Annotated in this window: 17 protein-coding genes and 1 riboswitch; of the genes, 4 read left to right on the forward strand and 13 right to left on the reverse strand. The window is 69.0% G+C overall.

Annotated features, from left to right (window positions below; genetic code table 11):
• Nucleotides 1-74 precede the first annotated feature (74 nt).
• From galU to cmk, 8 genes are all read right to left on the reverse strand, one after another.
• Complete coding sequence (gene galU, locus WAT24_RS15150; RefSeq protein ID WP_336808744.1) at nucleotides 75-977, reverse strand: UTP--glucose-1-phosphate uridylyltransferase GalU; 903 nt, start codon at nucleotides 975-977, stop codon at nucleotides 75-77.
• Entirely contained in the window at nucleotides 978-2,885 is a 1,908-nt protein-coding gene (locus WAT24_RS15155; protein ID WP_336808745.1) for a polysaccharide biosynthesis protein, read from the reverse strand.
• Nucleotides 2,872-3,891, reverse strand: coding sequence for an MraY family glycosyltransferase (locus tag WAT24_RS15160; RefSeq protein WP_336808746.1), 1,020 nt, complete (start codon nucleotides 3,889-3,891; stop codon nucleotides 2,872-2,874). Before WAT24_RS15160 ends, WAT24_RS15155 begins: the two co-directional genes overlap by 14 nt.
• A gap of 8 nt (nucleotides 3,892-3,899) precedes the next feature.
• The gene (gene lapB / locus WAT24_RS15165; RefSeq protein ID WP_336808747.1) at nucleotides 3,900-5,072 is read right to left on the reverse strand and encodes a lipopolysaccharide assembly protein LapB; all 1,173 of its coding nucleotides are present in this window, start codon (nucleotides 5,070-5,072) and stop codon (nucleotides 3,900-3,902) included.
• The gene (locus WAT24_RS15170) at nucleotides 5,069-5,326 is read right to left on the reverse strand and encodes a lipopolysaccharide assembly protein LapA domain-containing protein (RefSeq protein WP_336808748.1); all 258 of its coding nucleotides are present in this window, start codon (nucleotides 5,324-5,326) and stop codon (nucleotides 5,069-5,071) included. The genes lapB and WAT24_RS15170 overlap by 4 nt, the downstream gene beginning before the upstream one ends.
• A gap of 199 nt (nucleotides 5,327-5,525) precedes the next feature.
• Nucleotides 5,526-5,867 (reverse strand): integration host factor subunit beta, encoded by a 342-nt coding sequence (locus tag WAT24_RS15175; RefSeq protein WP_425605312.1) that lies wholly within the window; start codon nucleotides 5,865-5,867, stop codon nucleotides 5,526-5,528.
• A gap of 37 nt (nucleotides 5,868-5,904) precedes the next feature.
• Entirely contained in the window at nucleotides 5,905-7,578 is a 1,674-nt protein-coding gene (gene rpsA / locus WAT24_RS15180) for a 30S ribosomal protein S1 (protein WP_336808750.1), read from the reverse strand.
• A 186-nt stretch (nucleotides 7,579-7,764) separates the two neighbouring features.
• Nucleotides 7,765-8,445, reverse strand: a complete 681-nt coding sequence (gene cmk, locus WAT24_RS15185) for a (d)CMP kinase (protein WP_336808751.1) — start codon at nucleotides 8,443-8,445, stop codon at nucleotides 7,765-7,767.
• A 271-nt stretch (nucleotides 8,446-8,716) separates the two neighbouring features.
• Between cmk and WAT24_RS15190 the strand changes: the two genes are divergently transcribed.
• From WAT24_RS15190 to ykgO, 3 genes are all read left to right on the forward strand, one after another.
• The gene (locus tag WAT24_RS15190) at nucleotides 8,717-10,729 is read left to right on the forward strand and encodes an FAD-dependent oxidoreductase (RefSeq protein WP_336808752.1); all 2,013 of its coding nucleotides are present in this window, start codon (nucleotides 8,717-8,719) and stop codon (nucleotides 10,727-10,729) included.
• A gap of 253 nt (nucleotides 10,730-10,982) precedes the next feature.
• A complete protein-coding gene (locus WAT24_RS15195; RefSeq protein WP_336808753.1) occupies nucleotides 10,983-11,894 on the forward strand; it encodes a LysR substrate-binding domain-containing protein in 912 nt (303 codons plus the stop codon).
• A gap of 63 nt (nucleotides 11,895-11,957) precedes the next feature.
• Nucleotides 11,958-12,083 (forward strand): type B 50S ribosomal protein L36, encoded by a 126-nt coding sequence (gene ykgO / locus WAT24_RS15200; protein ID WP_008215056.1) that lies wholly within the window; start codon nucleotides 11,958-11,960, stop codon nucleotides 12,081-12,083.
• Between the two features lie 192 nt (nucleotides 12,084-12,275).
• Here the strand turns inward: ykgO and greA are convergent, their stop codons facing one another.
• The 3 genes from greA to carA are packed head-to-tail and all read right to left on the reverse strand — an operon-like array spanning nucleotide 12,276 to nucleotide 17,103.
• Nucleotides 12,276-12,752 carry a transcription elongation factor GreA gene (gene greA / locus WAT24_RS15205; protein ID WP_336808754.1) on the reverse strand — a complete coding sequence of 159 codons (477 nt, stop codon included), beginning with the start codon at nucleotides 12,750-12,752 and terminating at the stop codon, nucleotides 12,276-12,278.
• Entirely contained in the window at nucleotides 12,749-15,976 is a 3,228-nt protein-coding gene (gene carB, locus WAT24_RS15210; RefSeq protein ID WP_336808755.1) for a carbamoyl-phosphate synthase large subunit, read from the reverse strand. Before carB ends, greA begins: the two co-directional genes overlap by 4 nt.
• Nucleotides 15,976-17,103 (reverse strand): glutamine-hydrolyzing carbamoyl-phosphate synthase small subunit, encoded by a 1,128-nt coding sequence (carA, locus tag WAT24_RS15215; protein ID WP_336808756.1) that lies wholly within the window; start codon nucleotides 17,101-17,103, stop codon nucleotides 15,976-15,978. Before carA ends, carB begins: the two co-directional genes overlap by 1 nt.
• A 206-nt stretch (nucleotides 17,104-17,309) precedes the next feature.
• On the opposite strand from carA, the gene WAT24_RS15220 reads away from it, so the two are divergent.
• Nucleotides 17,310-18,005 (forward strand): 2OG-Fe(II) oxygenase, encoded by a 696-nt coding sequence (locus tag WAT24_RS15220; RefSeq protein WP_336808757.1) that lies wholly within the window; start codon nucleotides 17,310-17,312, stop codon nucleotides 18,003-18,005.
• A gap of 2 nt (nucleotides 18,006-18,007) precedes the next feature.
• On the opposite strand, the gene WAT24_RS15225 is transcribed toward WAT24_RS15220, so the two are convergent.
• Together WAT24_RS15225 and dapB are read right to left on the reverse strand one after the other, a co-directional pair.
• Nucleotides 18,008-19,006, reverse strand: a complete 999-nt coding sequence (locus WAT24_RS15225; protein WP_336808758.1) for a sodium:calcium antiporter — start codon at nucleotides 19,004-19,006, stop codon at nucleotides 18,008-18,010.
• Nucleotides 19,007-19,073: 67 nt separating this feature from the next.
• Nucleotides 19,074-19,241: riboswitch (yybP-ykoY riboswitch) on the reverse strand.
• A gap of 67 nt (nucleotides 19,242-19,308) precedes the next feature.
• A complete protein-coding gene (gene dapB / locus WAT24_RS15230) occupies nucleotides 19,309-20,103 on the reverse strand; it encodes a 4-hydroxy-tetrahydrodipicolinate reductase (protein WP_336808759.1) in 795 nt (264 codons plus the stop codon).
• Nucleotides 20,104-20,136: the final 33 nt, after the last annotated feature.

A 20,136-nucleotide genomic window follows, 5' to 3' on the forward strand; every position in this document is an offset into this window, starting at 1 on the left:
CGCACGTGCATGCACGACCCCGGCGGGCTTCGGGTCGGTAGCACCGGCGGCACCTCGCGGCGCCGCCTGGAAGCTCAGCCCACCAGTTTGGCGCGCTGCGGCTGCTCGACCTGGTCGAGGAACCCGCGCACCACGGGCGCGAGCTTGGGGTCCTGCATGGCCATGTGCATGGTCGCGCGCACCAGGCCGGCCTTGTTGCCGCAATCGAACCGGATGCCCTCGAAACGGTAGGCCAGCACCTTGCCCTGCTCCTCCAGCAAGCCTTCGATCGCATCGGTGAGCTGGATCTCGCCGCCGGCACCCGGCGTGGTCTGTTCCAGCAACTGGAAGATGCGGCCGGGCAGCACGTAGCGGCCGACCACGGCCAGGTTCGATGGGGCGTCGGCCGGCTTGGGCTTCTCCACCATGTAGCGGATGCGCGCGCTACGCTCGTCGATGCGGGTGGCATCCACGATGCCGTACTTGTCGGTCTCGTTGTGGGGCACTTCCTCTACGGCGATCACCGCGGCCTGCTCGGTCTCGGCCAGCTCGGCCATCTGGCGCAGCGCGCCCTTGCCGCGATTCCAGATCAGGTCGTCGGGAAGGATCACGCCGAACGGCTCGTCGCCGACCACCGGCTTGGCGCACAGCACCGCGTGGCCGAGGCCGTGGGCCTCCGGCTGGGTCACGAAGATCGCACGCACGTTCGGCGGCAGCGTGCCCTGCACCAGCGCCAGCAGCTCGTCCTTGCCCTTCTCCTCCAGCTTGGCCTCGAGTTCGTAGGCCTTGTCGAAGTAGTCGGCGATGGCGTGCTTGTAACGGTTGGTGACGAAGACCAGGGTGTCGGCGCCGGCGTCCACCGCCTCGTCCACCGCGTACTGGATCAGCGGCCGGTCCAGTACCGGCAGCATTTCCTTGGCGACCACTTTGGTCGCGGGGAGGAAGCGCGTGCCGAGACCGGCCACGGGGAACACCACCTTGCGCAACGGCTTGCTCACTCACATCTCTCCTGTTTCCAGATGACCCGGCTCGCGGCGGATCGAAACCACGTTGTCGGGCTGCGCCGTGTCGCTCCAGCGAAACGACGGCAGCAGGCTCGACACACAGCGCTGCAGCTCGTCCTCGTTGAACGTCGCGGCGGCCTCCGCGGCCTTGTTCAGCAGCGCCTGCAGCAGTTCCCACGACACCTCGCGATGCTGCGCGAGGAAGATCTTGGCGTGCGCGGTGGCGCTGTAGTTCTCCAACTGGTGGAACAGCTCCTCGAACAGCTTCTCGCCGGCGCGCAGGCCGGTGTAGACGATCGGGATTTCCGTACCGGGTTTCTTGCCGGCCAGGCGGATCATCTGCTCGGCCAGGTCCCGGATCTTCACCGGCTCGCCCATGTCCAGCGCGAAGATCTCGCCACCCTGCCCCAGGCACGCGGCCTGCAGGATCAGCTGGCAGGCCTCGGGAATGGTCATGAAGTAGCGCGAGATCTCCGGGTGCGTGATGGTCACCGGCCCGCCCTCGCGGATCTGCTGGCGGAACAGCGGCACCACCGAACCGGCGGAATCGAGCACATTGCCGAAGCGCACCGTGATGTAGCGGGTGGACGATTGTGCGTTGAGGTTCTGGCAGTAGATCTCGGCCACGCGCTTGCAGGCACCCATCACGCTGGTCGGGTTGACCGCCTTGTCGGTGGAGATCAGCACGAAGCACTCGACGCCGAACTCGTTGGCCAGGTCGGCGACCGCACGCGTACCCAGCACGTTGTTGCGGAAGGCGGCGCGCAGCTGCTTCTGCAGCATCGGCACGTGCTTGTAGGCGGCGGCGTGGAACAGCACCTGCGGCTTGGTCTCGGCGAAGGTCTTCTGCATCGCGACGCGGTCGCCGCAGTCGCACAGCACGCACTCGAGCAGCAGTTCAGGGTAGTCGCTGCGCAGTTCCTTGCCGATGCGGTAGAGGTTGTACTCGCTCTGCTCCACGATGGTGAGCGACTGCGCCCCGAGCCGGGCCACCTGGCGACAGAGTTCCGAGCCGATCGAGCCGCCGCCGCCGGTGATCAGCACGCGCCGACCGGTCAGCGTCTCGCGGATGGCGGTCCAGTCCAGCTCCACCGCGTCGCGGCCGAGCAGGTCCTCGATCGCCACTTCCTTGATCTCGTTGAACTGCGCGCGGCCCGCCACGACGTCCTCCAGCCGCGGCACGGTCCGGTACGGCAGACCGGTCTGATCGCACAGCTCGACGACCCTGCGCATCTCGCTGGTGGAGGCTGCCGGCAAGGCGATCAGCAGCATCTCCACCGCGGCCTCGCGGGCCAGTTCCGGCAACTGGTCGATGCAGCCGAGCACGGGATAGCCGTTGATCGAGGCGCCGCGCAGGCTGGGCTTGTCGTCGACGAAGCCGATGACGCTGTAGCGGCCGTCGTGGCGCAGGTCACGCGACAGCGCCTCGCCGGCGCGGTCCGCCCCGACGATCAGCACCCGCTTGGCCGAACCCACGTTGAACAGGTCGAGCCGGCTGTCCTTCCAGAAACGGTAGGCCAGCCGCGGCACGCCGAGCAGCAGGGTCAGCACCACCGGGTAGAGCAGCAGCACCGAACGGGGCACCCCCTCGAGGCGCTCGTAGACGAACAGCGCCAGGGCGATGCCGAGCGCGCCGCCTACGGAGGCTTTCAGGATGTTCCACAGGTCGGGCAGGCTGGCGAAGCGCCAGACGCCCTTGTACAGACCGGTCCAGGTGAAGATGAGGCCCTGGATGACCAGGACGATGGGGAATTCGAGCGCTTCGAAGCTCCCATCGTTGCCGGAAACGGCCGCGTAGCGCAGCACCTTGGCGATCCACCAGGCGAGACCGGCCATCGCCAGGTCGTGGGCGACCACGGCGATCCGCGGGTGGATGAGTCCGATCCATTTACGTGGCGACATGACGGTCCTTCTGCGATAGGCGCCGCATGCAACGACGCTTGGCTACGATCCATGTTGCGCCTGCGACCGTATAGACGACGGCACAGACGGCCAGTGCCATGGCAGGGTGCGAACCGGCCACGACGGCCGCGGGTGCGGCGACCAACAGGTTCCAGCCCAGATACGACGCGGCGGCGCGCGCATGCGAACCGCCTGATCGTATCAGCCACTGGTAGAGATGTTCGCGATGGGGAGCATACCAGCGCCTGCCGCGTAGAAAGCGGTTCAGCAAGGTCAAGCTGGCGTCTACCACGAAGGTCGACGACAGGATCAGGGCAGGCCACAGCAGCGCCGCATCGGCCCGCCACAGCATGGCCGACAGCGCGAAGAGCAGCAGGCCCACGCTGCCGCTTCCCACGTCGCCCATGAAGATGCGCGCGGGCGGACGGTTGTAGAACCAGAACCCCAGGCAGGCGGCCGCCGTCACGAAACCTGCCCCCGCCAGCGCCGGCTGCCCCGCGGCCAGGGCGAGGCCGCCCAGCCCGGCGCCGACGAAGATGCCCTGCTGGGCCAGCAACGCGTCGCTGCCGTCCATGAAGTTGTGCAGGTTGATGCTCCAGCCGCCCGCCAGGATCAGCACCGGCAACCACGCCGGCTCCCCGTCGGCCAGCAGCGCCGCGCCGAACAGGGTCACCGCCGCCAGTTGCACGCCCAGCCTCGGCCACTGGCGCAACGGACGGTGGTCGTCCCACCAGCCGATCGCCGCCACCAGCAGCAGCGCGACCTCCAGGCTGGCGAGAACCCGCCCCGACCCCGGACCTGGCTGGCCGAGCAGCACGCCCGGAAGCGCCAGCAGGCAGGCCAGCACGATGCCGACACCGCCGCCGCGCGGGGTCGGAAGCGAGTGCGAGCGGCGTTGGCCGGGCTGGTCCAGCATGCCGCGCCGGTGCGCGTAGGCGATCGCTCCGCGCACGATCAATGCCGCGATCGCGAGCGCGGCCAGGCTCCATCCCAGCGCGGCGATCACGGCGGACCTCACTCGTTGGCGACGCCGTGGATCGGCCGGATCGTGCTCCAGCCCTTGCAGCTGGGGCACTGCCAGTGGTGCGCCTTGGCGCCGAAGCCGCAGCGGCTGCAGCGGTACATGGCCTGGCCCTCCAGCAGCTTGCGGGTGAGATCGCGCAGGATCAGGAAATTCTCGCGTGCCTCGCCCTGGATCTTGTCCATGGTCGCGTCGATCAACGCCATCAGCCCGCGTACGGAAGGCCGCTGGCGCAACTGCGACGTGAGGAACTCGATGCCGGCGCGCTCCCCGTCGCGCTCACGGTAGAGCCGGGTCAGCGCCAGCACCGGGGAAATGCCGTGGTAGCGGGCCAGGATGTCGCGCAGGAAATGCTCGGCCCGCTCCATCTGCCCGGTGCGGGCATAGCTGGCGAGCAGCGGCGGCAGGATCTCGGGCACGAAGGCGATGTCGGCGCCCACCGCGGCCTCGTAGGCCTCGACTGCTTCCGCATGTTCGTCCACCTCGGCATGCAGGCGGCCGGTGAGCATGAAGGCGCGCACGCAATCGGCCTGGCACTGGAAGGCCTGGCGCAGGTAGTCGCGCGCCTCGGCCAACGCGCCGTGCTGCCGGGACTGCTCGGCCAGTTCGCAATAGAACTGGGCGATCATCGGCGACTCGTCGTCGCCGGTCATCGCCTCCAGCCGGCGCGCGTGGTCGATCGCCTTGTGCCAGTCGCGCTCGTGCTGGTAGATCGCGACCAGGTGGCGCAGCGCGGAAGGCGCATGCGCGTTCATCGCCACCAGATCGGAGAACAGCGCCTCGGCGCGGTCGAGCAGCCCGGCGCGCATGTAGTCCTCACCGAGTTCCAGCAGGGCCACCGTCTTCATGGCCTCGGTGAGGCCCGGGCGGGACACCAGGTGCTGGTGCAGCCGGATCGCCCGGTCGACCTCGCCACGGCGGCGGAACAGGTTGCCCAGCGCCAGGTGGGTCTCCACCGTGTCGCGGTTGTATTCGGCGAGCTTCAGGAAGACCTCGATCGCCTTGTCCTGTTCTTCGTTGAGCAGATAATTCAGGCCGCGGAAGTAGTCCGAGGACAGCTCGCTGACCCGCATGCCCGAGTGGTGCACCGCGGCCCGCCGCGCCGCGAACCAGCCGCTGGCGAAAGCCGCCGGCACCAGCAGGACCAGCACGTAGAGGATGCTCATGCGCGGGCCGGCGCCTTCCCGCTGGACGCGCGCTGCCGTCGCAGCGCGCGGCGATGCCGCAGGCTCATCCCCAGCCAGGCGGTGAGCCCGCCGAGCAGCCATCCGATCACCACGGCGGCGAGCAGGCCGGCACCCTTGGGCATCTGCACCCGGGCGAAGGCCAGGTCGTAGCTCACCGGATCGGCGTTGAGCGCGCCGACGACCACGCCGAGGACGACGGAAAACGCGAGGACGAGCAGGGCTAGCAATCGCATGCGCGGACTTTACCCGATCGCCTCGAACAGGCACAGAGCGGGAGCGCCGGGGCCGTGCCGCGCCTGCGGTCGGCACCGCATGGTTGCCTGGGCGAGCCGACCCGACGCCCCGGTGCGGCCACAAAAAAAGGCAGGTCCGGCTGGCGCCGCCTGCCCTGGAAAAAGCACCGGAGCCTGGATGCTCCGGCTTACCCTGCGATCAGGCGGTTTCCGCCTGCAGCGCCAGGTTGACCCGCTCGCGCAGCTCCTTGCCCGGCTTGAAATGCGGCACGTGCTTGCCCGGCAGGGCCACCGCCTCGCCGGTCTTGGGGTTGCGCCCCATGCGCGGCGGCCGGTAGTGCAGCGCGAAGCTGCCGAAGCCACGGACCTCGATGCGTTCGCCCTGGGCGAGCGCCTGGCTCATCTGCTCGATCACGCTCTTGACCGCGAGCTCGACGTCGTTGAACGCAAGGTGGGTCTGGCGCCTGGCCAGCGCCTCGATCAGTTCGGATTTGGTCATGGGTCCCCAATTTCCGTGACGTACAACAGCGGGGCGGCGCACTGCCGCCCCGCGTCCAGCCCTCGGGCCGATCCGAAGATCACTCGGCCTTGTTGAGCTGCTCCTTCAGCAGCGCACCCAGCTTGGTGGTGCCACCGGAAGCGGAGCCGTACTCGGCCATCGCGTCCTGCAGTTCCTCCTCGTCCTTGGCGCGGATCGACAGCGACAGCTGGCGGCCCTTGCGGTCCATGCCGGTGAACTTGGCCTCGACCTTGTCGCCCACCTTCAGGTGCTGCGAAGCGTCATCGATGCGCTCCTTGGCGATGTCGTTGGCGCGGATGTAACCCTCCACGCCGTCGCCCAGGTCGACCACCGCGCCCTTGGCGTCCACTTCCTTCACGGTGCCGGTGACGACGGTGCCGCGCGGATGGTTGGCCATGAACTGGCCGAACGGATCCTGCTCCATCTGCTTGATGCCGAGGGAGATGCGCTCGCGCTCCGGATCGACGGCCAGCACCACCGCCTCGATCTCGTCGCCCTTCTTGAAGTTGCGCACGAGGTCTTCGCCGGAGGCCTGCCAGGAGATGTCGGACAGGTGCACCAGGCCGTCGATACCGCCTTCCAGGCCGATGAAGATGCCGAAGTCGGTGATCGACTTGATCTGGCCGGAAACCTTGTCGCCCTTCTTGTGCATGGCGGCGAAGGCTTCCCACGGGTTGGAGCGGGTCTGCTTGATGCCCAGCGAGATGCGGCGACGCTCCTCGTCCACGTCCAGCACCATCACTTCGGTCTCGTCACCGACCTGCACGACCTTGGCCGGGTTGACGTTCTTGTTGGTCCAGTCCATCTCGGACACGTGGACCAGGCCCTCGACGCCCGGCTCGATCTCGACGAAGCAGCCGTAGTCGGTGACGTTGGAGACCTTGCCGAACAGGCGCGAGCCGACCGGGTAACGACGCGAGATGTTGACCCACGGGTCGTCGCCCAGCTGCTTGAGGCCCAGCGACACGCGGTTGCGCTCGCGATCGTACTTGAGCACGCGCACGTCCAGTTCGTCGCCGACGTTGACCACCTCGGACGGATGGCGCACGCGCTTCCACGCCATGTCGGTGATGTGCAGCAGGCCGTCGATGCCGCCCAGGTCCACGAATGCGCCGTAGTCGGTGAGGTTCTTGACCGTGCCCTTGACCACCGCGCCCTCGGTCAGGCGCTCCAGCAGCTTCTCGCGCTCCTCGGAGAACTCGGTCTCGACGACGGCGCGGCGGCTGACGACCACGTTGTTGCGCTTGCGGTCGAGCTTGATGATCTTGAACTCGAGGTCCTTGCCCTCGAGGTACACCGGGTCGCGGACCGGGCGCACGTCGACCAGCGAGCCCGGCAGGAACGCGCGGACGTCCTTGATGTCGACGGTGAAGCCGCCCTTGACCTTGCCGGAGATCTTGCCGGTGATGGTCTCTTCCTTGTCGAAAGCCGCCTCGAGGTCGTCCCACACCATCGAGCGCTTGGCCTTCTCGCGGGAGAGCTTGGTCTCGCCGAAGCCGTCTTCCAGGGCGTCGAGGGCAACCTTCACCTCGTCGCCTACCTGCACTTCCAGCGTGCCCTCTTCGTCCTTGAACTGCTCGATCGGGACGATGCCTTCGCTCTTGAGGCCGGCGTTGATCACGACGACGTCGTTGCGGATTTCCACGACGATGCCGGTGACGATGGCACCCGGCTTCAGCTTGGCGATGGCCTGCTGGCTCTGTTCAAACAGCTCGGCAAAACTTTCAGTCATGTTGATTCCAGAAATGAGAAAAGGCCGTAGCCCCCTGTGCGCGCCGTCGGATGAAATGCGCACGGGCTGACCGGCCCACCGGTTGTGGGTGTCGCAGAAAACGCGCCCTGTGACGGACCGCCCTGTCGGCACCGTTGACCAAAACCCCCGCCGCGGCAGGAGCACCTAAAAGCCGCGTGCAGCCGGTCAGGGCCGCACGACGGCAAATACTTTCGCGACCACGGCCTCGATCGGCATGCCGGTGGTGTCCACCACAACCGCATCGTCCGCCGGTCGGAGCGGGGCGACGGCCCGCGATGCATCGCGTTCGTCGCGCGCCTCGATCTCGCGCTGAAGGACGCCAAGTGTAACGTTCAGGCCCTTTTCCTTCAACTGCTTATAGCGCCTTTTCGCCCGCTCGGCGGCGCTGGCGGTGAGGAACACCTTGAAAGGCGCGTCCGGGAAGATCACCGTGCCCATGTCGCGCCCGTCGGCGACCAGCCCAGGGGCCTTGCGGAAGCCCAACTGCAGGTCGACCAGCGCCTGCCGCACCGAGGGGATCGAGGCGATCGCCGAGGCGGCAGCGCCGGCGGTTTCCGTGCGCAGCTCGTCGGTGGCGTCATGGCCGTTGACGATGACCCGCGTATCCCCGCCGTCGGCGGCGGCCTGGAAGCGGATCTTGGTGGTGCGGGCACAACGGGTGACCGCCTCGGCATCCGACAGATCCAGCCCCTCCGCGCCCGCCGCGTAACCGATCGCTCGGTACAGCGCGCCCGAATCGAGCAGCCGCCAGCCCAACCGCTCGGCGACCAGACGGCTGATGGTGCCCTTGCCCGAACCGGACGGCCCGTCGATGGTGAGGACAGGGACCGGCTGCGTGCGGCTCATGGGACTCCCGGGGCATCTGGCAAAGGCGCCATGGTAGCGCGTTGCCGCGGGAGCGCGCGCCGCCGGCTGCGTATCCCCCGGACGGCTGCCGGCCGCGTGTCGACAGCTTTCCGCGTCTTCGCGGGTGCAGGTCCGACGGACCCGCAAGGGCCCGGAACTGCCAGGCATCCCCCGACCACCCCGCCCGCCGCTCCGAGGGGAGAGGGCAAAGGCGCTTGCTTTTGCGGTGTCCACCCGGCACATTCATACGATCGTTTGAATGGATGCCGGCATGCACTATCCGCACCTGTTCGCCCCGCTGGACCTGGGCTTCGTCACCCTGCCCAACCGGATCCTGATGGGCTCCATGCACACCGGCCTGGAGGACCGCGCAGCGGACTACGACAAGCTGGCCGCCTATTTCGCCGAACGCGCGCGCGGCGGCGTCGGGCTGATGGTCACGGGCGGCATCGCGCCGAGCATCGCCGGCTGGCTCAAACCATTCGGCGGGCGCCTGTCGATGCCCTGGCACCTGCCCCGGCACCGCAAGCTCACCCACGCCGTGCACGCCGAGGGCGGGCGCATCTGCCTGCAGATCCTGCATGCCGGTCGCTACGGCCATCACCCGCTGTCGGTCGCCCCGTCCCGGGTCAAGTCGCCGATCACCCCGTTCACCCCGCGCGCCCTGTCCGCGCGAGGGGTCGAGCGCACCCTCGGCGACTTCGTGCGCTGCGCGGCGCTCGCCCGCGAGGCCGGTTACGACGGCATCGAAGTGATGGGCTCGGAGGGCTACCTGATCAACCAGTTCCTCGCCGAGCGCACCAACCGGCGCACGGACGCGTGGGGCGGCACCGCGGAGCGGCGCATGCGCTTCGCGGTCGAGATCGTGCGGCGCATCCGCGAGGCGGTGGGCCCGGACTTCATCATCATTTTCCGGCTGTCCATGCTCGACCTGGTGGAGGGCGGGCAATCATGGTCGGAGATCGTCGCGCTGGCCCGCGCCGTCGAGGCCGCCGGCGCCACCCTGATCAACACCGGCATCGGCTGGCACGAGGCGCGCGTGCCGACCATCGTGACCTCGGTGCCGCGCGCGGGCTTTGCCTGGGTGACGGCGCGGATGAAGGGCGAAGTCCGCATTCCACTGATCGCCACCAACCGCATCAACATGCCGGAGGCGGCCGAGCGCCTGCTGGCCGGCGGCGCCGCGGACATGGTCTCGATGGCCCGCCCGCTGCTGGCCGACCCGGCCTGGCCGGCCAAGGCCCGTACCGGCCGCGCGGCCGCGATCAACACCTGCATCGCCTGCAACCAGGCCTGCCTGGATCACGTCTTCGCGAACCGGCGGGCGAGCTGCCTGGTCAATCCGCGCGCCTGCCACGAGACCGAGCTCCCTATCGCCACCACGGCGCAGCCCAAGCGCATCGCCGTGGTGGGCGCAGGCCCGGCCGGCCTGGCCTGCGCGACCACCCTGGCCGAGCGGGGGCATACCGTGACGCTGTTCGAACAGGCCCCAGCGATCGGGGGGCAGTTCAACTGCGCCAAGCGCATTCCCGGCAAGGAGGAGTTCCACGAGACGCTGCGCTACTACGCGCACCGCCTGGCCGAGCTGGGCGTGGAGCAGCGCCTCGGCTGCACCGCGGATGCCGCCGCCCTGCGCGGCTACGACGAGGTGGTGGTGGCCACCGGCGTGGTGCCGCGGCAGGTCCGTTTCCCCGGTTGCGACGACCCGCGGGTGCTGGGCTACCTGGACGTGCTCGCCCACGACCGCCCGGTCGGTCCCCGGGTGGCGATCATCGGCGCCGGTGGCATCGGCTTCGATGTCGCCGAGTTCCTCGCCGCCCGCCCGCCCTCGCCCACCCTCGATCCGCTGCGCTGGACCCGCGAATGGGGCGTGGATCGCACCCTGGCCGCGCGCGGCGGGCTGGTGGCGGCCGCACCCGAGCCGCCGGCGCGGCAGGTCTGGTTGCTGCAACGCAGCCAGGGGCGCCCGGGGGCCCGGCTCAACAAGACCACCGGCTGGGTGCATCGGGCCACGCTCAAGGCGATGCAGGTACGGATGCTCGGCGGGGTCCGGTACGAGCGCTTCGACGACGCCGGCCTGCACGTCCGGATCGAGGACCATGCCCAGGTCCTGCCGGTCGACAACGTGGTCATCTGCGCCGGACAGGAGCCGAACGCCACCCTGGCACAGGCGCTGCGCGACGCCGGCCTGCGCCCGCACGTGATCGGTGGCGCCGCGGTAGCGGCCGAACTCGACGCGAAGCGGGCCATTGCCCAGGGCACCCGGCTGGCGGCGGCGCTCTAGGCGCGGCTGCGGGGAGTTCGGAAAGCGCTTGAGGGTTGGGACTCAAGCCACTGAAAAGGAAAGCGCCTCGCGAACGACGCGTCGGTATCGGTTCTGGGGGAGGAGACCGAGTACCGCGGGGATAGCGTCGCTGCGAGGCGAGGGTCGCCGCCACCCGGGGGGAGGGGACGGTGGCGGGACGAGGCAAACGATACGCTCGTCACAAACGTCCATCCAATATATATTTTCACGCCAACTTATTCAGATGGCGACTATGTTCGATCTCCGGCAGCTCCGCTACTTCGTGGCCGTGGCCGAGGAGCTCAGCTTCACCCGTGCCGCCCAGCGCCTGCACATCTCCCAGCCCCCGCTGTCGCAGCAGATCCAGGCGCTGGAACAGGACCTGGGCACGCGCCTGTTCGACCGCGACAAGCGCAACGTCGCGCTGACCGGGCCGGGTCGCATCCTGCTGGAGCAGGCCCGCCAGATCCTGGCCAAGGCAGAGGAGGCACGTGCCCACGTCAGCGATGCGGCGGCCGGCTTCAGCGGCGTGCTGCGCCTGGCCTACACGGTGTCGGTCACCTTCCACCGCGCCCTGCCCCAGACGCTGCTGCGCTTCGGCCAGCATGCGCCCAAGGTGCGTATGCAGCTGCGCGAGATGTACAGCGAACCGCAGTTCACCGCGCTGCGTACCGGGCAGATCGACGTGGGCTTCGTGCGCGACGAGCCGCGCCACGAGTCGGACGCCCGCGCCCTGCGCATGGACGTCATCGACTACGAGCCGCTGCTGCTGGCCGTGCCCTCTGGCCACCGGCTGGCCGGGCGCGACAGCGTGCAGTTCGGCGAACTGTCGGAGGAACCGTTCGTGAGCCAGCCCAGGGAGCTGGCAGCGACACTCTACGACCGGCTGGTGCAGCTGGCGGGCAAGGCGGGCTTCCACCCCGTGATCCGCCAGCTGGCGCAGCAGATCAACGGCCTGCTGGCGCTGGTGGCCGCCGGCATCGGCCTGGCGCTGGTGCCGGCCAGCATGCGCGTGGTGCAGCTGGGTGGCGTCAGCTATGTCTCGCTGGAGGATCCGGACGCCTATCTGCTGCTGGCGGTGGCCAGCCTCAGGGACAACCCCTCGCCCGTGCTGGCAAAGTTCCTGCAGATCGTCAAAGGCGTGGAGGATGCACCGGACTTGTGAAGCCCGCCGGCAGCCGCTACACTTGTCAGCTTGAATTTTCCCGTTTTGTTCCAGGAGCTGGCCGTGAAGGTGCTTTCCTCTCTGAAGTCCGCCAAGCAGCGGCACCGTGACTGCAAGGTCGTGCGCCGTCGCGGCAAGGTCTTCGTGATCTGCAAGAGCAACCCGCGTTTCAAGGCGCGCCAGCGCTGAACCGTCCGGGTTGGACGTGAAAAAGGCCGCTCGATGCGGCCTTTTTTGTGCGCGCGGTCCGCCGTTGCCCGGCTTGCCGTCCGACCCGCTTATCGCTGAACCCGCAGGAACGGGCCGCTCGCGATGCGCCTTGCCGGTTTCCAGGCCACAGGCATCGCGAGCGAGCTCGCTCCTACACGTGACGGCCCGAGGTCACTCGTAGCGTACGCCGGTGATCTCGTAGCGCTTGACCCCGTTGGGCGCCTTGAACTCGAAACTGTCGCCCTCGCTCTTGCCGATCAGCGCACGGGCGATCGGCGAGGAGACGGCGATCAGCCGCTGCTTGATGTCGGCTTCCAGGTCGCCCACGATCTGGTAGGTCACCGCCTCGCCGGAGTCCTCCTCTTCCAGATCGACGGTGGCGCCGAACACGACCTTGCTGCCGGCGCCCAGCTTGGACACGTCGATGACCTCGGCGGTCGACAGCGCGGCTTCCAGCTCGGCGATGCGCCCCTCGACGAAGCTCTGCTGCTCGCGCGCCGCGTGGTACTCGGCGTTCTCCTTCAGGTCGCCGTGCGCGCGGGCTTCGGCGATCGCCGCGATGATGCGGGGGCGTTCGACCGACTTGAGGCGCTCGAGCTCGGCGCGCAGGCGTTCCGAACCGGCCTTGGTGATGGGGGCGCGACTCATGCGCTCAGCTCCTTGTGCAGTTCCTGCAGGCTATGCACGTCTTCCTCGCCATGGAAATCCAGCGAATGGACTAGCGCGCGCGCGCCTGCCACGGTGGTGGAATAGGTGACCCGGTGCTGCAGCGCCTCGCGCCGGATCGAAAACGAGTCGGCGATCGCCTGCTTGCCCTCGGTGGTATTGACGATGTAGACGATCTCGCCGTTCTTGATGAGGTCGACGATGTGCGGGCGCCCCTCGAGCACCTTGTTGATGCGCTCGCACGGTACGTCGTGTCCGTTGAGGAAAGCCGCGGTACCGGCCGTGGCGACCAGGCTGAAGCCGCGTGCCAGCACCTCCTTCGCCACCGGCAGCAGGCGTTCCTTGTCGGCATCGCGCACCGACAGGAACACCTTGCCCCTGGCCGGCGCCCTGATGCCAGCGGCCTCGTGGCCGCGCGCGAAGGCCGCGCCGAAGGTCCGCCCCACGCCCATCACCTCGCCCGTCGAGCGCATCTCGGGCCCCAGGATCGGGTCCACGTTCTGGAACTTCAGGAACGGGAAGATCGCTTCCTTCACCGAGAAGTAGCCCGGGATCACCTCGCGCGTGGCGCCCTGCTCCGCGAGCGTGCGGCCGGCCATGCAGCGGGCGGCGATCTTGGCCAGCGGCACGCCGGTCGCCTTGGAGACGAACGGCACCGTGCGCGAGGCGCGCGGGTTCACCTCGAGGATGTAGACGGTGTCGCCCTGGATCGCGAACTGCGTGTTCATCAGGCCGACGACCTTGAGCTCCTTGGCCATCGCGGCCACCTGGCGGCGCAGCTCATCCTGAATCGCGGGGGTGAGCGAGTACGGCGGCAGCGAGCAGGAGGAGTCGCCCGAGTGCACGCCGGCCTCCTCGATATGCTCCATGATGCCGCCGACCAGCACGTTGCCCTCGGCGTCGGCGATGATGTCCACGTCCACTTCGACCGCGTGGTCGAGGAAGCGGTCCAGCAGCACCGGCGAATCGTTGGAGACCTGCACCGCCTCGCGGATGTAGCGCGAGAGATCGGCGTCGTCGTAGACCACTTCCATGGCGCGGCCGCCCAGCACGTAACTCGGGCGCACCACCAGCGGATAGCCGATCTCGCGCGCCAGCGCCAGCGCCTCGTCGGCGTTGCGCGCGGTGCGGTTCGGCGGCTGGCGCAGGCCCAGCTTGTGGATCATCCGCTGGAAGCGCTCGCGATCCTCGGCCAGGTCGATCGAGTCGGGCGAAGTGCCGATCACCGGCACGCCGGCAGCTTCCAGCGCGCGCGCGAGCTTGAGCGGCGTCTGGCCGCCATACTGCACGATCACGCCCCTGGGCTTCTCCAGCTCGACGATCTCCAGCACGTCCTCGAGCGTCAGCGGCTCGAAGTACAGGCGGTCGGAGGTGTCGTAGTCGGTGGAGACGGTTTCCGGGTTGCAGTTGACCATGATGGTCTCGAACCCGTCCTCGCGCAGCGCCAGCGCCGCGTGCACGCAGCAGTAGTCGAACTCGATGCCCTGGCCGATGCGGTTGGGGCCGCCGCCCAGCACCACGATCTTCTCGCGGTGGCTGGGGTTGGCCTCGCACTCTTCCTCGTAGGTCGAGTACATGTAGGCGGTGCTGGTGGCGAATTCCGCCGCGCAGGAGTCCACGCGCTTGTACACCGGGCGCACGCCCAGCGTGTGGCGCAGGTGGCGCACGGCCGCCTCGTCGGTGTTGAGCAACTGCGCGATGCGCGCGTCGGAGAAGCCCATGCGCTTGAGTTCGCGCATGCGCGGGGCATCCAGCGCGGTCAGGCCCTGCTTCTGGATCTCGCGCTCGGTCAGCACGATGTCCTCGAAGGCGGCCAGGAACCAGGGGTCGACCCGGCTGAGCTCGTGGATCTCCTCCAGCGTCAGCCCGGCACGGAAGGCGTCGGCCAGGTAGAACACGCGGTCCGGGCGCGGTTCGCGCAGCTCGCGCTTGAGCGTGGCCAGGCCCGCGTCGGTGCCGTAGTCGAGGCCGGTCGGGTTCAGGCCGGTCTTGCCGATCTCCAGGCCGCGCAGCGCCTTCTGCAGCGACTCGTGGAAGCTGCGGCCCATCGCCATCACCTCGCCCACCGACTTCATCTGGGTGGTGAGGCGCGCGTCGGCTGAGGGGAACTTCTCGAAGGCGAACCGCGGGATCTTGGTGACGACGTAGTCGATGGTCGGCTCGAACGAGGCCGGCGTCAGCCCACCGGTGATGTCGTTCTTGAGTTCGTCCAGGGTATACCCCACCGCGAGCTTGGCCGCGACCTTGGCGATCGGGAAACCGGTCGCCTTGGAGGCCAGCGCGGAGGAGCGCGACACGCGCGGGTTCATCTCGATCACCACCACGCGACCGTTTTCGGCGTTGATGCCGAACTGCACGTTGGAGCCGCCGGTGTCGACGCCGATCTTGCGCAGCACCGCGATCGAGGCGTCCCGCAGGCGCTGGTACTCGCGGTCGGTGAGGGTCTGCGCGGGCGCCACGGTGATCGAATCGCCGGTGTGCACGCCCATCGGGTCGAGGTTCTCGATCGAGCAGACGATGATGCAGTTGTCCGCCTTGTCGCGGACCACCTCCATCTCGAACTCCTTCCAGCCCAGCACCGACTCCTCGACCAGCACCTCGTGCACCGGCGAGAGCTCGAGGCCGCGCTTGACGATCTCCTCGAACTCCTCGACGTTGTAGGCAATGCCGCCGCCCGAACCGCCCAGCGTGAAGCTCGGGCGGATGATGGTGGGGAAACCGACCTTGGCCTGGATCTCGACCGCCTGCTCGTAGCTGCGCGCCACTTCAGCCTTTGGGCACTCCAGGCCGATGTCGGCCATGGCCTGCTTGAACAGTTCGCGGTCCTCGGCCATGCGGATGGCATCGCGCGAGGCGCCGATCAGCTCGACGCCGTACTTGTCCAGCACGCCGTGGTCGGCCAGGTCCAGTGCGCAGTTGAGGCCGGTCTGCCCGCCCATGGTCGGCAGGATCGCGTCCGGACGCTCCTTGGCGATGATGCGCTCGACCGTCTGCCAGTTGATCGGCTCGATGTAGACCGCGTCGGCCATCTCCGGATCGGTCATGATCGTGGCCGGATTGGAGTTGACCAGGATCACCCGGTAGCCCTCCTCGCGCAGCGCCTTGCAGGCCTGTGCGCCGGAGTAGTCGAACTCGCAGGCCTGGCCGATCACGATCGGGCCTGCGCCGATGATCAGCACGCTCTTGATGTCGGTGCGCTTGGGCATCAGCGGGCCTCCTGCATGAGTTGCGCGAAGCGCGCGAAGAGATAGCCGACGTCGTGCGGGCCGGGCGCGGCTTCCGGGTGGCCCTGGAAGCAGAACGCCGGCCGGTCGGTGAGCGCGAAGCCCTGCAGCGAGCCGTCGAACAGCGAGGTGTGCGTGATGCGCACGTTGGCCGGCAGCGTCGCCGGATCCACCGCGAAGCCGTGGTTCTGGCTGGTGATCAGCACGCGGCCGTCGTCGTGGTCCTTCACCGGATGGTTGGCGCCGTGGTGGCCGAACTTCATCTTGACCGTCCTCGCGCCGAGCGCCAGGCCCATCAGCTGGTGGCCGAGGCAGATGCCGAACAGCGGGATCTTCGCGTCGAGGAAGGCGCGCGTGGCCGCGATGGCGTAATCGCAGGCGGCTGGGTCGCCGGGGCCGTTCGACAGGAACACGCCCTCGGGCTTCATCGCGAGCACGTCGGCGGCGCTCGTCTGCGCCGGCACCACGGTGACGTCGCAGCCGTGGCTGGCCAGCAGGCGCAGGATGTTGAGCTTGGTGCCGAAGTCGTAGGCGACCACCCTGAAGCGCGTGGTCGGCTGTTCGAAACCGACGCGGTCGAGATCGTACACGCCCTCGGTCCAGCGGTAGGGCTCGCGCACGCTGACCACCTTGGCCAGGTCCATGCCGTTGAGGCCGGGGAACGCGCGCGCCTTGGCCAGCGCGGCTTCGGCATCGATGCCTTCGCCGGCGAGGATGCAGCCGTTCTGCGCGCCCTTGTCGCGCAGGATGCGGGTCAGCCGGCGCGTGTCGATGCCGCCGATCGCCACGATGCCCTGGCGGGCCAGGTACTCCGGCAGGCTCTCGGTGCTGCGCCAGTTGCTCGGCCGGCGCGGTACGTCGCGCACGATCAGGCCGGCCGCCTGGACGCGGGTGGATTCGGCGTCGGCCGGGTTGACGCCGGTGTTGCCGATGTGGGGGTAGGTCAACGTGACGATCTGACGGGCATAGGAGGGATCGGTGAGGATCTCCTGATAGCCCGTCATCGCCGTATTGAAGACCACCTCGCCGACGGTCTCGCCAGTCGCGCCCACGGCGTGGCCGTGGAACACGCTGCCGTCTTCGAGGGCAAGCAGAGCGGGAATGGGCATGGGGCCGCCTTTAGGTGCAGCAAAGTCCGCAAGCCGCTGGAAGCAGGCTTGTGGACCTTGGGTCGGAAGAAGTCTCGGGCGGGACGCAATGATAGGCATGGGGGCGAGGCCTGTCCACCGCGCGGCGCCCTGAACGGGCCATTCAGGCGCATGTCTGGGCGCTGCCCCGCGCGCTACACTGGTGGCCTCCCACCCCGTCCGCGCCCATGAGTGCCACCGTCCTGCTCGATCCTGCCCGCCTCGACCGCCCGGACACCGACGTGCGGATGGAACCCTTTCCGTTCCTGATCGCGCACGGCCAGCTGCCGGACGACGCGCGCGCCGAACTGGAACGCGATTTCCCGCGCTACGCCAGCGCAGGGTTCTTCCCCTACGACCCGGCCGACTGCGGCCCTTCGGTCAACGAGCTGGTCGCCCACCTGACCTCGCCCTCGTTCGCCAGCGCGATCGGCGAACGGCTGGGCATCGAGAACCTCGGCCAGTACCCCACGCTGGTGACGCTCTGCCGCTACCTCAACCGGCGCCACGGCACCATCCACACCGACAGCAAGTCGAAGGTCGCCACCGCCCTGCTCTACCTCAACAGCCAGTGGCCCGACACCAGCGACGGCTGCCTGCGCTTCCTGCGCCGCATCGACGACATCGACGACCTGGTCGCGCCCGAGCTCAAGCCGCTGTACGGCGAGTTCGCCGTGTTCAAGCGCTGCGACAACTCCTTCCACGGCCACCTGCCCTACGAGGGCGAGCGGCGGGTGGTGCAGGTCGCCTGGCTGACGAGCGAGGAGGAAAAGCTGCGCAAGACCCGCCGCGGCAAGTTCTCGCGTGGGTTCAAGAAGCTGCTCGGCGCACTGGACCGTCGCTTCGGCGCGGGTCGCGACCGCAGCGCCGCGCACCAGGATTGAAGTCAGGCGTAGCGCCAGGCCACGAACGCGCCGAACATCCCGTACAGCAGGCCCACGGGCATCAGCCAGCGTGCATTGACGTGGGCGCGCTGGAACAGCCACCACAGGTAGGCGACCGCGGCCGTGGTCAGCACGCCGGCGACGATCAGCGGCAGGTCGAACCGCCAGGGCGTGAAGAACAGCGCCAGCGAACTGGGCACGGTCGCCTGGATCATCATCGCGCCGGAGATATTGGCCAGCGCGAGGCGCTCCTTGCCCTGGCGCACCCAGATCAGCGCGTTGACGGTCTCTGGCAACTCGGTCGCCACGGGGCTGAGCACCAGCGCGACCACGTGCGCCGACAGGCCCAGGGCCAGGCCGATCACCTCGATCTGGGTCACGAACACCCGCGAGGCCGCCGCGATCACCGCCAGTGACAACACGGTCTGCGCGATCACGCGCCACATCGCCGGATCGTCCGCATGCGGCTGGAACTTCAGCGGCTCGAGCTCCTCCTCGTCCGCCGCCATGTCGCCGGTCTTGAGCTCGCGCCACACGTACAGCGCATACGCGGCCAGGAACAGCACGCCCAGCCAGGGCTTGAGCGCGAACGCCACCAGGCCGAGCGCACACTTGACCACGAAGATGGAAAGGAACCAGCGCTGGTCGCGCGCGAGCCGCGCGTTGTCGACCCTGACCACCGCGGAGGCCCGCTGCAGGCGCTGCCGGTTCATCCACAGCGCCACGCCGACCACGGCGTAGGCCACGGTGCCCAGCACCAGCGGACCGCCCAGCGCGGCGCCGACGCCGATGTCGCGCTGCTCCGGCGTGCGCCCGAGCACCACGGCGATGAAGGTGACCGCGCTTTCCGGCAATGCCGTGCCGAACGCGGCGAGGACGGTACCGGTGGCGGTCGCGTCGAGCCGGAACTTGCGACCGAGCCACTCGATGCCGTTGACGAAGTACTCGCAGGCCGCGTAGATCGCGCCGGCGGAAAGCAGGAACCACAGCGTGGTGAGCATCAATGCGAATCCAGCCGGGCGAGCGGGAAAACCCATGGCACGACGAGGCGGCTCGCCCGGCAGGGTCGGAGCGCATCGTGGCCAAAGGTCTCGCCGGGCCATGCATGCGCCGGCTTGCGGCGATGCGGCCATCCGCGCCATGGAGCGTTCGCTCCAAGTCTGTTGACGCGGATTCCTCGGGGAACGAAGGAGGGGCCTTCGCGGGTGAGGATGGCTACTCCCCAATGACAGTGGCGGGCATGGTAGCGGCGCGACGCCCTACGGACAAGCGACCGGCGGCTGAGCCGGGTGCCATGCGTGCCTCAGGCGCCCAGGCGCGCGACGAGCATGGCGTCCAGGTCGTAGGCTCCCGGCGGCCGGTCGTGAAGCCAGTGCGCCGCCTCGAGCGCCCCGCGCGCGAAGATGCCGCGGTCGGTGGCCCGGTGGGCCAGTTCCACGCGCTCGCCGGAGCCGATCAGCATCGCGGTGTGCTCGCCCACGATGTCGCCGCCGCGCACCACGGCGAAACCGATGCTGCCCGCGCGGCGCGCACCCTCGCGCGTGCCGCTGACGCCGTCCCGCGCGAGCGTGGTGCCGCGCGCCGCGGCGGCCGCCTCGCCCAGCAGCAGCGCCGTGCCCGAAGGCGCGTCCACCTTGCGGCCGTGATGCGCCTCGACGATCTCCAGGTCCCAGGCCGGCAGCGCCGCCGCTGCCTGGCGCAGCAGCCGGGCGAGCACCGCCACGCCCAGGCTGAAGTTGCTCGCGTGCATCAGTGGGATGTGCTGCGCCGCCTCGGCGACGCATGCCTTGAGCGCGGCGTCGGCGCCGGTCGTGCCGCTGACCAGCGCGATGCCGCGATCCCGGCATTGCGCGAGCGCGTGGGCGAGCCCGGTCGGCCCGCTGAAATCGATCACCACGTCGAGCGCCTGCGACGGCCACTGCGCGGTGAAGCGGGGGGCAGCACGGTCGAGATAGACCGGCTCGCCCAGTTGCGGCGCATCCGGAACGGTCAGCGCGGCCACCAGCTCGAAGCGGCCGTCGTCACGCAGCAGATCGAGCAGGGCGCGCCCCATGCGGCCCGTGGCGCCGTGGAGGGCGAGGCGAAGCGGTCGGTTCATCGCGAGGTCCAAGGGCAAAGCGCGTAGCGTACC

This window comes from Fulvimonas yonginensis (genome assembly GCF_037137055.1).
Taxonomy (GTDB): domain Bacteria; phylum Pseudomonadota; class Gammaproteobacteria; order Xanthomonadales; family Rhodanobacteraceae; genus Frateuria_A; species Frateuria_A yonginensis.